Raw genomic sequence first — 14,387 nt, 5'->3', positions numbered from 1 at the left:
CTCCTGGCCGTGTGCGCGCCTGTCCGCCTTGCCGCAGGCAAAACCACACGTCAGTAAACCGAGCACGAACCCCGTGAGTTGTAGGAGCCGTTTCATCATGTCTGAAGAAAACAACCTCGTCGCCGTCGTCCGCACCGAATTCGGCAAGGGCGCAGCTCGCCGCGCACGTCGCGACGGCCAGGTCCCCACGGTTCTGTACGGCCACGGCGAAGATCCCCGCCACCTCAACGTGCCGGCTCGCGACTTCGCTCGCATCCTCCGCGCACAGGGCACCAACGCCATCCTCACCCTCGACATCGAGGGCACGGAGCAGGTTGCACTGACCAAGTCGGTCGTCGTGCACCCCATCCGCAGCTACATCGAGCACGCTGACCTCCTCGTCATCAAGAAGGGCGAGAAGGTCACCATCGACGTTCACGTCGTAGTCGTCGGTGACGCTGCTGCAGGCACCATGGTCGCGCAGGATGCATCGACCATCTCCATCGAGGCAGACGCCCTCCACATCCCCGAGCAGATCGAGGTCTCGGTCGAGGGCCTCGAAATCGGCACCCAGATCCTGGCAAGCCAGCTCGAACTGCCCGCCGGCTCCGTCCTGCAGGCTGACGCCGACACCCTGATCGTCAACGTCGTTGCTGCACCGACCGAGGCTGACCTCGAAGAGGGCGCAGAAGCTCCCGCCGCCGACGAGGCTGCAGAAGAGGCCTGATCCTCTCGGTTCCAACAGAACTCACTGCGCGCGGCGCGTCATTCCGATTCGGAGTGACGCGCCGTTCGTGCGTAGCAGGAAAAAACAAGCCAGAAAGTAGCGTCCGTTGAGCACAGATACCGCCCTCGTCATCGGCCTGGGTAATCCCGGCCCGCAGTACGAGAAGACCCGGCACAACGTCGGCTTCATGGTCGCCGGCACCCTTGCCGGGCGCATGGGCGGAAAGTTCAACGTACACAAGAAGAGTGGCGCCGAAATCGTCGAAGGTCGCCTCGCCGGACGACGCGTGATTCTCGGAAAACCACGCTCGTACATGAATCTCTCGGGTGGCGCGGTCGCCGGTCTCGCGCGATTCTTCTCGGTCGATGCCGCGAACATCATCGTCGTCCACGACGAACTGGATCTCGATTTCGGGACCATCAGACTCAAACTCGGCGGCGGCGAAGGCGGACACAACGGTCTGCGGTCCATTTCGAGTTCGTTGACCACCAAGGACTACCTGCGCACGCGCGTCGGGATCGGTCGCCCGCCGGGCCGCATGGACCCGGCGGACTACGTTCTCAAGCCGTTCTCGTCCACGGAGCGAAAAGAACTCGATCTCGTGTGCGAAGAAGCTGCGGATGCAGTCGAGCTACTGCTCGAACTCGGGCTCGAAGCCGCACAGAACCGCTTGCACTGACAGTCAGTTACCCAGCAGGGCAGCCGAATTGGCGCGGCGGAGCTTTCCCGACGACGTCTTCGGAATACTGCCGGGGCCCAGAACCGCAACGGCGCGAGGCCGGACACCGACGTCGGCAACCACGGCGTGGACCACTTCGCGCTCGATGCGCTTGACCTCTTCCGGATCTTCGAAAGCGTTGGTCTCGACGGCGACCGCAAAGCTCTCACGCTTCTGGCCGGCATCAAGACGGATTGCGACGGCATTTCCCGGGCGCACACCGGCAACGCTTCCGGCCGCCCGTTCGATGTCTGTGGGGTACACGTTCCGGCCGCCCATGATGATGACGTCCTTGACTCGCCCGCACACCACGACCAGTCCTTCTTCGGTGAAGTACCCGACGTCACCGGTATCGAGCCAACCGTCGGAGTCCTGCGCCGGCTTGTGACCTTCCACCGTGACGTAACCAGGGGTCACTGCCTTGCCGCGAACCTCGATGATTCCGACGCCGCGGGCCGGAAGCACCTGGCCGTCGCGGTCGACGATGCGTCCCTCGAGGTCAGGCACCATCTTTCCGAGTGTGGCGAGGGCACGAGCGTTGGGGCGATTGGACGGCACCGCCCGAGACATCGACTCGAGGAAGTCGGGATCGACGTAGTCGAGGACCTGACCTTGATCGGGATCCGGAATCGACACGGCTAGCGTGGTTTCCGCCATTCCGTACACGGGAGCGAGCGCGGTCGGGTTCAAACCGAAACGCGCACCGGCCTCGGCGAGGGCATCCATCGTGTCGGGATCCACCGGTTCGGCGCCGTTCCACATGTATCGGACGCTGGACAGGTCGACTGCCCCGTCTTCTGCCTGTGCGAGTCGACGAGCCAAGAGCGAATACGCGAAGTTCGGTGCGGCGGTGACAGTTCCGCCGTACTTGCCCATGAGTTCCGCCCACAGCACCGGGGTGCGCAGGAAATCCATCGGCGTGATGCTGATGACCTCGGCGCCCACCTGCATCGGAACCGTGAGGAAGCCGACCATGCCCATGTCGTGGAAGAGCGGAAGCCAGCTCACCATCACGTCGTCCTCGATGGAGAACTTGATGCGGTTGATCATCGCGTACGCATTTGTGTAGAAGTTCTCGTGCGTGATCTGCACGGCCTTGGGCGAACCGGTGGAACCTGACGTCAACTGTTGGAGTGCGATATCCGATTCAGCCGTCTCCACGGGATCGATCGACGTTCCGCTACGAAGCTCGTCCACCGTCACGACGGTGATGCCTCGCTCTTCTAGGAGCGGCTTGGCCGCGTCGAATGGTGCACCCAGAATGACGGCTTTTGCGGAGATCATGTCGATCACCGTCTCGGTGTCCTGAGCCCAGACGCCCAGATCCGTTCGGGGGGTCGGCTGATGCAGCATCGTCACCGACGCACCGCGCATCCACGTCGCCTGGCAGGCAGGCGCGATGTCGACGGGCTGTCCGGCGAGAATGCCGATCGCGACGCCGCGATCGATGCCGACCTCGGCCAGGCCACCGGCCATGCGCCGAGCTTCCTGGTGGATGTCGCCCCAGGTCTGACGGAAAGCGTTGTCGGGCTCTCCCGTCACCAGGCCGCGGTCGGTGACTGCGGCGGTCGCGTACATCTCTTCGGTGAACTTGCTCAACGCAACTCCTCGGTCAGTGTCACTCTTCGATTCAGTGCAACTCTTCGCAGGACACAAATGGCTGTGTGTTCGAACACACACATACATTGATAATCAGCGATCCTTCGCCGAGTGTTACGCCGCAGTGGCTACTGCCTCGTGGTCTGCGAGTATCCTTTCTCTGTTGTGCTGCCGCACTCTCCACCTGTCCGCGCACCGGCACGTCGCCGGCACCGACGCCCACTTCGAGAGGTTCTTCGTTGACTACCCCGTCCGACTCGACCGTCCCTTCCGACTCGACTGTCCAGTCCGACACCGAAGGCCCCGATTCAACCGAGAGCGGGTCGGTCGCGGTCACGACGACGACCAAGGGCTTGTCCGCCGAGGCGGAGCGTCGCCGCACCTTCGCCGTCATCTCGCATCCTGACGCCGGTAAGTCGACACTCACCGAAGCGCTGGCACTGCACGCGAAGAAGATCTCCGAGGCTGGTGCCGTCCACGGCAAGGCCGGACGCAAGTCGACGGTCTCGGACTGGATGGAGATGGAGAAGGCCCGCGGCATTTCCGTCAGTTCCACCGCACTGCAGTTCAACTACCACTCGTCCGAGACCCCGGACGAGCAGATCAACGTCATCAACCTCGTCGACACCCCCGGTCACTCCGACTTCTCCGAGGACACGTACCGCGTCCTGACCGCCGTCGACGCAGCCGTCATGCTCATCGACGCTGCCAAGGGCCTCGAACCGCAGACCCTCAAGTTGTTCCAGGTGTGCCGTCACCGCGGCATTCCGGTCATCACGGTCATCAACAAGTGGGACCGTCCCGGCCAGACTCCTCTCGAACTGCTCGACGAGATCAGCGAACGCATCGGCCTCACGCCCACTCCCCTGTACTGGCCCGTCGGCATCGCCGGCGACTTCCGAGGACTGTTGCGGCGCGGCGAAGACGGTGAGGCTCGCGAGTACGTCCGCTTCACCCGTACCGCAGGCGGCGCGAAGATCGCCCCCGAAGAGGTCATGGACGCCGACGCGGCGCTCGCCAAGGAAGGCTCCGAGTGGGAGACCGCGGCCGAGGAGAGTGAACTGCTCTCCGCTACCGGCCAGGACCACGATCAGGAGATGTTCCTCGCCGGTCAGACGTCCCCGGTGATCTTCGCGTCCGCGATGCTCAACTTCGGTGTCCGCCAGATCCTCGACACTCTCGTCGAATTGGCGCCGCCGCCGCGGGGCCGCGAAGACCTCAGCGGCAAGCCGCGCGAGGTCACCGATCCGTTCAGTGCGGTCGTCTTCAAGGTGCAGGCCGGTATGGACACCGCGCACCGTGACCGTCTGGCGTTCATGCGCATCGTCTCCGGCGTGTTCGAGCGCGGCATGGTTGTCACACATGCTCAAACCGGCAAGCCCTTCACGACCAAGTACGCGCAGACGGTATTCGGCCGTGAACGTTCCACCGTCGAATCCGCGTTCCCCGGCGACGTCGTCGGCCTCGTCAACGCCACCGCACTCGCACCCGGCCACACGCTGTACACCGAGAAGAAGGTTGAGTTCCCGCCGATCCCGTCGTTCGCGCCGGAACACTTCTCGATCCTGCGCGCCGAAAGCGCCGGCAAGTACAAGCAGTTCCGCCGTGCAGTCGATCAACTCGATTCCGAGGGCGTCGTCCAGATTCTCCGCAACGACATCCGCGGCGACGCCTCCCCCGTCATGGCTGCTGTCGGCCCGATGCAGTTCGAGGTCGTCGCAGCGCGCATGAAGGCCGAGTTCAACGTCGAGGCCAAGATGGAACCACTCGGCTACGCATTGGCCCGCCGTACCGACGCCGCGTCCGAGGTCGAACTGAACCGTCAGCGCGGTGTGGAGGTCTTCACCCGATCCGACGGTGTCCTGCTCGCCCTTGTCAGTGACAAGTGGCGCCTGCAGTACATCCAGAAGGAACTCCCGGATCTGACGCTCGAACCCCTCGTCGCTGCTGCGGACTGATGAGCCTGATCGAGGCGCTGTTCGACGCTGAACTGCACATCGGCAGCGCCACGATTCTCTGGCGAGAGATCATCGGAAACGCGTTCGGAATAGGCTCCGCGATCGCGGGCGCGCGACGCTCGGTATGGGCGTGGCCTGTCGGTATAGCCGGAAATGCCTTGTTGTTCACGGTCTTCATGGGCGCACTTTTCCACACGCCGCAAGAGCTCAATCTCTACGGCCAGGCCGGCCGTCAGTTGTTGTTCATCACCGTCAGCGTCTACGGGTGGACCCAGTGGCGACGTGGGGCACGTGACTCCGGTCGCGCAGTCCTGCCCCACTGGGCGACAACTCGCGAGCGAGTCGCCATGATCGCCGTCATGGCAAGCGGCACAATCGCTTTCGCCTGGATCTTCGACCTTCTCGGCTCGTACGGAGCGTGGGCGGAGGCCTGGATCTTCACCGGCTCGATCCTCGCGACGTACGGGATGGCACGCGGCTGGACCGAGTTCTGGCTCATCTGGATCGGCGTCGACGTTGTCGGCGTTCCCCTTCTATTCCGGGCCGGGTACTACCCGTCGGCGATCCTCTATCTGGTCTATGCATTCTTCGTTCTGTGGGGCTTCGCGATGTGGCTGCGCATTCAACGCCGAACTCCACAAGGGGTGTAACAGTAAACAGACTCCTGGTATGTTTGCGTCGATTAAGCAAACCAGCGGTCTGTTTACGGGCATCAGGAGCGAACAATGGAAGACAAGAATTCTCACGGAATAACGGGCCCCAACGGTTCCGGCAACGGATCGAGAGCCAGTAGTTCCGCGAGTAATGGTTCTGCGAGCAACCTTCCCACGGGTAACGGTTCTGCGAGCAACCTTTCCACGAGCAACGGTTCCAGCAGTGCCACCGCCACAGCGGATTTTCTGTCGACCGCACCCAAGCAATCGGATGCATTCACGTTTCCGCTTCCTACCCGAACCACGGCCGCACACAGCAGCGGAGAGGACCTTTCAGTGCCAGCTTCAACACGCGAATCATCGAGGACACTCGAGACTCGGAGTCGCACCGTCGTACGGCGCGACGCGATGGGTGTAGCCGCCGTTCGAGTGGCCGGTCGACTCACCCACACCGAACTCATCGCGAATCAGGCCTCACCCTCGAGCACGCATTCCTCCGATCCCACGATGGATCTGGACGAGTTGCTCACGATGCTCGGCAGCTACCTGTTGTCCTCGGGGTTCGAACATCCCGAAATCCACGCCAAGCTCGGTGGACAGTCGATCGTCGTCAACCTCGTGTCGCCGGAGATCAGCGCCAGCTGAGCTCGACCCAGCTGTTCAGGGCCACAGCACTGCTCGTGTCCATGCTCGGTCCGAGCCGCGCCGGTACAACCATCGCTGATGCCGACGCCCGGAGTCTGCCTGCCAGAACTCGACAGACTCCGGCTCGAGGCACCACGCACGCCAGTCCTTCGACACGAACCCCGGGTCGTCACTGATTCTTGCTTCCGCAGCGGCCACCGATGTGTCGTACGCCCCTAAGTCTTCGAGCACCTCGCTCTGCTTACTTGCGGTCGCCACCGCTCTCGCAGTGACGGAGCGTTCGACGAAGTCTCGGCTTCGAAGTGCGTCGTCGCCCTCGCGAACCAACCCGCGAATCCGGACCTGCTGGCCCGTCTCACGCCAGTAGAAGGCGAGCGATGCTCGCGGATTTTCTTTCAGCTCAATGCCTTTCGGCGAAGCAGCTGAACCAGAAAACCAGAACCCGCCCTCGGTCACGTCCTTGAGGATGAGGAAGCGGGAATCGGGCATACCGTCACTGTCGACGGTCGCGAGCGCACACACGTGTGGCTCGACGACGCCGAAGGCCACGGCCGCACGGAGCCAGTCGAGGAACAGCTCTCCCGGCTTTTCCGGAAAATGTTCAGGCGCGGGCGGCGGAGTTCCGGTCAGTGCGGGGATACCGCGAATCCACGTCCGTACGTCAGGCAGCGAAAAATCTGCATCAACCATGAGCCGACTCTAATCGCGGACGGCCTCAGGAGACGTTGCGCACTACCGAGTCGCCGAACGAGGGTTGCTGCAGCAGTGCCCACTTGTTGGACGTCAATCGGAAACTCGGCATGTCGGCGAGCGCCACCACCGATTCCCAGGTCCGCTCGTAGCTCGTGTGGGAGATTCGCCATTCACCGTCGCTGCAGCGGGTGTATCTGTCGTGATAGAAGGCCGATCCGCGAAGAAGCATGCCGTCTTCGGGGATCACCACAGTGTCCGCGAGGCACCAGATCCCGGTTGCGGTGTCTCCGTCGACGTCGATCTCGGGTTGCCCGCACTGATGTTCAGTGATGACGTGTGATCCGAGGGTGTTCTCGAGGAAGGAGACGAACGAATCTCGGGAATCGAAACTGAGTTGTTCTCCGTAGATCGCGGTGGCGTCGACGGTCAGAGTGTCGGCAAATTCGACCCACGATTTGGTGTCCAAGGCGCGTGCGTATCGGTACTTGAGTCTTTGGATGAGAACAATCGCTTCGAGATCCATGATCCCCGCCTCCCGGTGCAGCAACCACCCGTCCTATGTGTGCACATTAGCCTGTATCACGCCGAAACGGGCATTACTCTCAAAGCTAGTAGAAATGTCAGCCGATAACACGCTTTTCCAGGCCGTCGAGCATGATCGTGATCTTCTCGTCCAACCAACCTCGCCCGTGCCACGTCGATTCGTCGCCGATCCCCTCGACCAACGACTCCGACGCATTCCAACTCTCCTGATACGCCTGGCGCGCAGAACGCGAATCCGCGGAGCTCACGGTCTTGTCCATTGCCGCCATCATTGCGAACTGCGTCATGGTCACCTCGGAGATGAAGTCCACCGCCAGGACCGCGTCGTGTGGTGTGAAACCCTGGGCAGTCAACGAACCGACCAGTTTCTCCACGATCTCGATTATCGCCGGTGGCGTGCCCGGAACTGCGAGACCGACCTGGGCTAGACCTGGATAGCGCTCGAACGAGGACCACAGAACGTCGCACAAATCCGTCAGAAACTCACGCCACGGACGATCCGTGTCCGGCCATACAGTCTGACGCACAACGTGATCCGCGCAAGCCCGCAGCAGCGCTTCACGGTCCGCGAAGTAGCGATAAAGTGCAGAATGACTGACGCCCAGACGTTTTGCCACACTCGGCATGGTCAATTCACTCAGATCACCAGCCAGGGCGGCCTCGACGATGTCCACTGTCGACAACGTCGGCGGCCGCCCCGTCTTCTTTCCGGTTTGCATTCTGCTCAGCCTGCCACCTGCTCAGCCCGCTACCAACCGCCATCCCGACGCACGGTGGCGCTGGTTCCAGAACGCGGCGTAATTCCCACCGGCTGCGAGCAGAACTTCGTGGGTTCCCACTTCGACGATCGAGCCGTCGTCACCGAGCACGATGATCTGGTCTGCGGCCACGACGGTCGACAGCTTGTGCGCGATCACGAGCAGTGTGCTTTCACTGGCGAGTTCCTGCATCGCACGCTGTACATGGGCCTCGTTCTCGGGATCGAGCGCGGCCGTCGCCTCGTCGAGCAGAACGATAGGTGCGCGTTTGAGGAGTGCGCGCGCGATGGAGACCCGCTGCCGCTCTCCACCGGACAGTGCCGTCCCACCCTCACCGACGCGGGTGTCCCAACCCCGCGGAAGTCGCTCGACGATTTCCGCGACGCCCGCGATCCGAGCCACGTCGAAGACGTCATCGTCCGTGGCTTCGGGGCGACCGAGGCGGATGTTCGCGATCAACGTGTCGTCGAAGAGGTACACGTCCTGGAAAACCAAGGACAGTTGCGACATCAGATCGGCACTCGTGAGGTCCCGCACATCGACGCCGCCGACACGCACCACCCCCGAGTCGACGTCGTAGAAGCGCGAGATCAGCCGGGTGACGGTGGTTTTGCCAGACCCTGACGGACCGACCAACGCCGTCAGCGACTTCCGCGGCACCTCGAAGGAGATGTCCCGCAGCACCTGCCCACCGTCCGCGTAGCCGAAGTCGACGGCGTCGAACTGCACGGCCGTCTCCCCCGTCGGCTGCCCGCTGGTATCGGGTTCTACCAGTGGTTCCACTTCGAGGATCTCGGACATCCGACGGATTTCGTTGCGTGCCATTCTGATTGCACCGCCGAACTCGCCGATCTCACCCAGCGGTTGGATGAACCGTGCGGTCAGGCCGAGTAGCGCGATCAACGTGACAGGGTCGATGTCGCCGCCGAGCGCGAGGAATGCACCCAGGATGATCACGGCAGAGAAGACGAATTGCAGGGCGATCCCGTTGACCACGGACCCGATCACCACGAACCACAGTTGTGAACGACCCGCAGTGTGTTGCGCTTCGATCGCGTCGTCGAGCGGTTCGTACACCCCGTGTGTGCGTCCGAAAGCACGCAGGACCGGTTGGCAACGCGCGTACTCGAGCACTCGATTGTTCGATTCGACGGCTGCGGCATGTGCCCGATCGTCCGCCTTCGCAGTCATCGTCGAGGCAAATCTGGCTGCCGCGAACAGAATCGGAACGCTGACCACCAGCGCCAGCCCGAGCCGCCAGTCGAAGAACAACATGCACACGACAATGGTTGCCGGGCTGGCAATTCCGGAGATGATCGGTGTCATCAGGTGCGCAGCCGCCCCCATCACCGAGATGGTGCCCTTGCTGGCAACCTGCGATACCTGGCCGAGACGGCCGGCGCCGAACCAGCCGAGCGGCAGAGTGACGAGATGATCTCCCAGGCGCAGATGCATAGTCCTCAGCAGCGTGAGGGCCGACTCGAATCCCTTCATCGCCTGCAGGTAATGCGCAATCGAACTGATCACGGCGCACACGGCCATTGCGGCGAGCCACCGAAGGAAACTGCCCCAGTCCTGATCGAACAGTGCCTGCACCGCCGGGACCAGTAGCGCCACTGCCAAACCTTGCATCACGCCGTACAACACTGCCCACACCAAGAACTCGCGATAGCGGCCCTGATTCTGCGGGCCGAGTATCCGGAAGAGGTCGCGAATCATGAGTTGGCCTTTCCTGCTGCGTCAGACATACCAGCGATGCTGTCGGCCCGACTGTGTTCAATCGAGTCGGCCCGACTGTGTTCAATCGAGTCGGCCCGACTGTGACTCGCCCACATCCGGGCATAGGTTGAACCACTCGCCACAAGCTGATCGTGTGTGCCCTTCTCCACGATCCGTCCGGCGTCGAGAACCACGATCTGATCGGCGCTCACGATCGAAGCCAACCGGTGCGCGATCACCAGCACGGTGCGCCCCACCGTCAAGCGCGACAACGCCTCCTGGATATCGGCTTCGGACTCCGGATCGGCGAAAGCGGTTGCTTCGTCGAGCACGAGAACAGGAGTGTCCGCGAGAATCGCACGCGCAATGGAGACCCTTTGGGCTTCACCACCCGAGAATCTGGCGTCGACCCCGACCACGGAGTCGTAGCCTCTCGGGAGCGCTTCGATTCGGTTGTCGATCTGCGCGGCTGCGGCAGCGGCCTTCACCTCGGCCGAAGTCGCCTGCGGTCGGGCAAGCCGAATGTTGTCGAGCACGGTCGCTTCGACCAGCTGCACGTCCTGCAGAACGAATCCGACGTGGCGGTACAGCTCGTCGGTAGCGACTTCCCTGACGTCGACACCACCGATGGCCACCGATCCGGCACGCACGTCGTGGAACCTCGGAACCAGCGTTGCCAGCGTCGACTTACCCGAACCCGAAGGTCCGACCAACGCCGTCACAGTGCCCTCCGGCAGCGTCAGATCGATGTCGGTCAGAACGTCGGCGCCGTCGTCGTAGGCGAAAGAAACTCCGGAGAATCGAACTTCATTCCCCGCGGGACTTTTCGGATGATCGGTTTCCGGCAGCGCCTCGGTCGAGAACAGCGCAATCAGTCGCGCCGCAGCGGCGGCTGCCTCTCGGCGAGCCTGCATACCGAAACCGATGGTCGTCACCGACACCGGAATCACCATCGCGACAAGAGAACTGGTCAGCACATCGATGGGTGACACCCATCCGGAGCGGACGAACCACGAGCCGAGGCCAAGGTTGACCACCAGCACTACCGGTGCGCTCAATGCAATCGAGGCCAGCGCCTCGGTCCGGAGCATCGGGCGAACCCAGCCCTCGTACGAGAGTGCAAATGCCTTGGCGGCGTCGCGGTACCGGGAGTGTGACTGCTTGTCCTGACCGAAGGTCTTGACCACTGCGATACCGGTGACGAACTCGACGATGGTGTTGCTGATGGCCGCGATGCCCTCATTCATCCGGCTCATCTTGACGGCCATGTCCTTGGTCATCATCGCGTAGGCGATCATGTAGATCGGGAGCGTGGCAATCGCGACCAATCCCAGACGCCAGTCGATCGAGATCACGTAGCCGAGTCCGACGAGCGGCACTGCGATGGCTCCGGTGGTCTCGACGGCGCTGTGCGCAACCAGGTAATGAAGATCGGAGATGTCGTTCTGCGCGGCTTTGCGCACGGTTCCGGACGAGTGGGAGGTGAACCAGCCCAAGGGAAGTCGACCGAGAGTCGCTGCGATTCGACGCCGCAGCACCGCCTGCAGATTCACATCGGCGAAGTGCGTCACGATCAACGCACCGCCTCCGAAGAACGCACGCATACCCAGACCGAAGACGACCACCCACACGATCGTCCAGACACGGGACGAGTCGACGTCACCGCCCACGATCAGCGTCTTACCCAGTTCGGCGATGGCCACGTACGGCACGATGGCGGCGACCGCGGCGATCACCTGCATCACCATCGCGATGGTGGTCCGCGTGCGCACTGGAGCAAGGAGTTCGCGAAGCGCGCTCTTGTGCTCCGCCGCTTCAGCTTTGGCTTGCGAGGCTTCGGCCGCCGCTCCTTGTGATACGTCGGCCTCTTCAGATGAAATGTCTGCTTTCGTGGCCTGTGTCGTCGTCATTTCGAGAACGCCTTCCATCGGGTAACTGCGTCGGCGTCGGATGCGATGCGTCCTTGGAGCTCCGCGCCGGTGAGTGTGCGATCGGCAAGTGCCTCGAGGTCTTCGAGGATCCAGTAGACCGCGAAGGGATAACTGCCGAACCAGAGTTCGCCGCTGACGTCTGCCGTGCGCCCGGCCTGCACCGCAGGGATCCCGTTGAACAACGGATTTGCGTGTACCAGTGCGCCGTCGTAGATGTTTCCCGAGGTCACGACCATCGCGTCCGCCGCGTGCTGCCCGACCTCCTCGCCCGACACCGAAGACGTGGCAACACCTGTGTTCGGTCCGATCTTCGCGTCGAGTTCGGCTTGTGGACGCCTGAAACCGGCTTCCTCGATGATCGAGGACATCGGCGACTGTGGAATGACGGTGTAGATGCCGCCGGAGAATCCCACCAGCACGGACAACGTCTGCGGTTGCGCCTCGACCGTTCCGGATACTTCGGCAAATTTGGTCTCGAGCCTCGACACGATTTCGCGAGCTTCGGACTCTCGACCCAGTGCAGTCGCCGCGGTATTCAGAACTTCGCGCCACGGCGCCGCGTAGGCGAGCACCGTCGTCGGGGCAATCTCGTTGGCCTGAGCCGTGATCGACGTCAACGACCCGACGTCACTGAGCAGGATTCTGTCAGGATCGACTGCTGCGATCTGTTCGACGTCGGGCGACTCGAAGAACGTCGGTTTGTCGATGACCTCTACGCCCTCGCTCTGCAAGATCTCCTTCGCCGCCTGTGATTGCAGGGTGGCAAAGACCGTATCGGGCTTGACCCCGAGCGTGAGCGCGTTGAGTGCTGCGAACTCGTCCAGTGCGAGCAACTTCTGCGGCGCAGGGGCGGCAGAGGACCCGTGTGCCGCTGCGTCGGCGTCATCGACGCCCGAGGAGCAACCGACAAGGGCCGTTGCTGTCGCTGCGAGTGCCGTTGCTCGCAGGCCCCACTGCTGCCGCATCCTTCTCTCCCTGCTTTAGTTACACACTGTCTCGATTAGGGGAGCCTACAATAACTCAAGCCGTTTGTGCAGCCCTCGTCACCGGAAGTGCAAACGCCGGCAGACACGCGACAACACTGATGACTGCGCCCATCACGAACGCCGCTCCGAACGAATCACCGGAAATACCGATCGCCAGGACTGCTGTGGTCACCGGCGCACCCACCGCCGATCCCACGGTCCTGATCACGCTGTTGACACCACTGGCCGCTGCCATCTCCGATGGCGGCACGATCGAAGCAACCAACAGAGCACAGACCGCGAACCCCACGCCGTTCCCCAACCCGACGAGGGAGAAGAACAGCACGATCGCAACCACCGAACTCGGCCAGATTGCGAGTCCGATCGCGCCCGTCGCCATGAGTGCCAGCGCTGTCACCGCCGGTACTCGCGGCCCGTATCGCCGCGCGAGAGCCGGCGTCAAACGCCCGCCGAGAAAGACGAGTACAGCGGCAGGCAAGAGCGCCAACCCGGTCTGCACGACAGTGAATCCGCTTCCGTACGTGGACGTGTCCGGCGCCTGAAGGATCCGCGGCAGGCAGAGGTAAAAGATGTACGGCACGAATCCGAACACCAGAGTGAGTGCGCTGGTGATCATCATCGGCTTGTCCCGAAAGACTCGCATGTCGACAATCGGCGCGTCGTGGCGGGAATCGACGGCAATCAGTGTCGCGAACGAAACTAACGCGATTACAACCAGACCCCAGAATCCGAGCGACAGAACTCCCCAGTCGGAGGCTTTGGTGATCGCCAGGAGCAGGCTCACCAACCCGAACGCCAGTGCTCCGGCACCGGCCCAGTCCGTCGGCATACCCGGCCGGCGATGCGAACCCGGAACCACGGCCACCACCGCGACCAATGCGAGCACGATCAAGATCCCGGTGATCACGAACAACCACTGCCAACTGAGATACTCGAGAATGACACCGCCGATCACCAGTGCACTTCCGGCACCGATTCCCAAAGTCCCAGCGAGCCAACCTATCCCCGAAGACAACTCGGCGCCCACTACCGTTCTCCGCAGCACTGCCATCGCGAGCGGGAAGCTCGCCATACTCACTCCCTGGACGGCCCGAACGACGAGCAGCACCCCGATGTTCGGCGCTGCCGCGGCGGCGAATGTGGCGAGGGCAAAGATGATCAGAACGATCACCAGAACTCGCTTGTCGCCGAACCGGTCACCCATTGCCCCGACGATCGGAGCCATCACCGCGGCCGCCAACAGATAGGACGTAAGAATCCACCCGGTCACCGCCACGGACGTGTCGAAATGCTCACCCAACACCGGCAACGCCGGTACCAGCATCGTCTGCATGAGCGAGTAGACGAGTACCGCTCCAGCCAGGGCTGCGATCATCCGGCTCCCGGATCGCGTGGGCGCCTCTGCCAAGGTCGTCATCGACACCTTCCTCCAATCATGAATCGAATCGGAACGGAACACTCCGTTCCGATTGAGTAAA

Annotated in this window: 14 protein-coding genes; 5 read left to right on the top strand and 9 right to left on the bottom strand. The window is 62.7% G+C overall.

Features of this window, described 5'->3' with window-relative positions:
* The first annotated feature begins 97 nt into the window (after positions 1 to 97).
* A complete protein-coding gene (locus tag R4P70_RS08350) occupies positions 98 to 706 on the top strand; it encodes a 50S ribosomal protein L25/general stress protein Ctc (protein ID WP_020908579.1) in 609 nt (202 codons plus the stop codon).
* Between the two features lie 106 nt (positions 707 to 812).
* The gene (pth, locus tag R4P70_RS08345; protein WP_003946229.1) at positions 813 to 1,385 is read left to right on the top strand and encodes an aminoacyl-tRNA hydrolase; all 573 of its coding nucleotides are present in this window, start codon (positions 813 to 815) and stop codon (positions 1,383 to 1,385) included.
* 3 nt (positions 1,386 to 1,388) lie between these two features.
* On the opposite strand, the gene R4P70_RS08340 is transcribed toward pth, so the two are convergent.
* The gene (locus R4P70_RS08340) at positions 1,389 to 3,023 is read right to left on the bottom strand and encodes a fatty acyl-AMP ligase (protein ID WP_031331014.1); all 1,635 of its coding nucleotides are present in this window, start codon (positions 3,021 to 3,023) and stop codon (positions 1,389 to 1,391) included.
* A gap of 353 nt (positions 3,024 to 3,376) precedes the next feature.
* Between R4P70_RS08340 and R4P70_RS08335 the strand changes: the two genes are divergently transcribed.
* Both R4P70_RS08335 and pnuC read left to right on the top strand, forming a co-directional pair.
* A complete protein-coding gene (locus tag R4P70_RS08335) occupies positions 3,377 to 4,981 on the top strand; it encodes a peptide chain release factor 3 (RefSeq protein WP_135000451.1) in 1,605 nt (534 codons plus the stop codon).
* Entirely contained in the window at positions 4,981 to 5,631 is a 651-nt protein-coding gene (pnuC, locus tag R4P70_RS08330; protein ID WP_317830655.1) for a nicotinamide riboside transporter PnuC, read from the top strand. The genes R4P70_RS08335 and pnuC overlap by 1 nt, the downstream gene beginning before the upstream one ends.
* Positions 5,632 to 5,723: 92 nt before the next feature.
* Here the strand turns inward: pnuC and R4P70_RS08325 are convergent, their stop codons facing one another.
* Complete coding sequence (locus R4P70_RS08325; RefSeq protein ID WP_306294056.1) at positions 5,724 to 5,915, bottom strand: hypothetical protein; 192 nt, start codon at positions 5,913 to 5,915, stop codon at positions 5,724 to 5,726.
* Positions 5,916 to 5,970: 55 nt separating this feature from the next.
* Between R4P70_RS08325 and R4P70_RS08320 the strand changes: the two genes are divergently transcribed.
* Entirely contained in the window at positions 5,971 to 6,279 is a 309-nt protein-coding gene (locus R4P70_RS08320) for a hypothetical protein (protein WP_283301934.1), read from the top strand.
* Between the two features lie 15 nt (positions 6,280 to 6,294).
* Here R4P70_RS08320 and R4P70_RS08315 read toward each other — a convergent pair whose 3' ends face one another.
* The 7 genes from R4P70_RS08315 to R4P70_RS08285 all read right to left on the bottom strand — a co-directional run bounded on the left by R4P70_RS08315 (position 6,295) and on the right by R4P70_RS08285 (position 14,326).
* Complete coding sequence (locus R4P70_RS08315; RefSeq protein WP_021345110.1) at positions 6,295 to 6,969, bottom strand: pyridoxal 5'-phosphate synthase; 675 nt, start codon at positions 6,967 to 6,969, stop codon at positions 6,295 to 6,297.
* 25 nt (positions 6,970 to 6,994) lie between these two features.
* Positions 6,995 to 7,495, bottom strand: a complete 501-nt coding sequence (locus R4P70_RS08310) for a nuclear transport factor 2 family protein (RefSeq protein ID WP_020970307.1) — start codon at positions 7,493 to 7,495, stop codon at positions 6,995 to 6,997.
* A 97-nt stretch (positions 7,496 to 7,592) separates the two neighbouring features.
* Positions 7,593 to 8,234, bottom strand: a complete 642-nt coding sequence (locus R4P70_RS08305) for a TetR/AcrR family transcriptional regulator (protein WP_019744674.1) — start codon at positions 8,232 to 8,234, stop codon at positions 7,593 to 7,595.
* 21 nt (positions 8,235 to 8,255) lie between these two features.
* Positions 8,256 to 9,992 carry an ABC transporter ATP-binding protein gene (locus R4P70_RS08300; protein ID WP_060939777.1) on the bottom strand — a complete coding sequence of 579 codons (1,737 nt, stop codon included), beginning with the start codon at positions 9,990 to 9,992 and terminating at the stop codon, positions 8,256 to 8,258.
* Complete coding sequence (locus R4P70_RS08295; protein ID WP_317830654.1) at positions 9,989 to 11,902, bottom strand: ABC transporter ATP-binding protein; 1,914 nt, start codon at positions 11,900 to 11,902, stop codon at positions 9,989 to 9,991. The genes R4P70_RS08300 and R4P70_RS08295 overlap by 4 nt, the downstream gene beginning before the upstream one ends.
* The gene (locus R4P70_RS08290) at positions 11,899 to 12,888 is read right to left on the bottom strand and encodes an ABC transporter substrate-binding protein (RefSeq protein ID WP_317830653.1); all 990 of its coding nucleotides are present in this window, start codon (positions 12,886 to 12,888) and stop codon (positions 11,899 to 11,901) included. The genes R4P70_RS08295 and R4P70_RS08290 overlap by 4 nt, the downstream gene beginning before the upstream one ends.
* A gap of 55 nt (positions 12,889 to 12,943) precedes the next feature.
* Positions 12,944 to 14,326, bottom strand: a complete 1,383-nt coding sequence (locus R4P70_RS08285; protein ID WP_317830652.1) for an MFS transporter — start codon at positions 14,324 to 14,326, stop codon at positions 12,944 to 12,946.
* Positions 14,327 to 14,387: the final 61 nt, after the last annotated feature.

Origin of the sequence: Rhodococcus sp. IEGM 1241 (assembly GCF_033142365.1) — a bacterium.
In the GTDB taxonomy this organism is placed as follows: domain Bacteria; phylum Actinomycetota; class Actinomycetes; order Mycobacteriales; family Mycobacteriaceae; genus Rhodococcus_F; species Rhodococcus_F erythropolis.
The sequence above is the reverse complement of the archived record's forward strand: the minus strand, read 5'-3'. Positions and strand labels throughout refer to the sequence as shown.

Bases quoted from the DNA above. Each gene is read 5' to 3' on its own strand.
- pnuC (WP_317830655.1), top strand. From the start codon at position 4,981: ATGAGCCTGATCGAGGCGCTGTTCGACGCTGAACTGCACATCGGCAGC.
- R4P70_RS08305 (WP_019744674.1), bottom strand. From the start codon at position 8,234: ATGCAAACCGGAAAGAAGACGGGGCGGCCGCCGACGTTGTCGACAGTG.
- R4P70_RS08285 (WP_317830652.1), bottom strand. From the start codon at position 14,326: ATGACGACCTTGGCAGAGGCGCCCACGCGATCCGGGAGCCGGATGATC.
- R4P70_RS08315 (WP_021345110.1), bottom strand. From the start codon at position 6,969: ATGGTTGATGCAGATTTTTCGCTGCCTGACGTACGGACGTGGATTCGC.
- R4P70_RS08290 (WP_317830653.1), bottom strand. From the start codon at position 12,888: ATGCGGCAGCAGTGGGGCCTGCGAGCAACGGCACTCGCAGCGACAGCA.
- R4P70_RS08300 (WP_060939777.1), bottom strand. From the start codon at position 9,992: ATGATTCGCGACCTCTTCCGGATACTCGGCCCGCAGAATCAGGGCCGC.
- R4P70_RS08350 (WP_020908579.1), top strand. From the start codon at position 98: ATGTCTGAAGAAAACAACCTCGTCGCCGTCGTCCGCACCGAATTCGGC.
- R4P70_RS08295 (WP_317830654.1), bottom strand. From the start codon at position 11,902: ATGACGACGACACAGGCCACGAAAGCAGACATTTCATCTGAAGAGGCC.
- R4P70_RS08310 (WP_020970307.1), bottom strand. From the start codon at position 7,495: ATGGATCTCGAAGCGATTGTTCTCATCCAAAGACTCAAGTACCGATAC.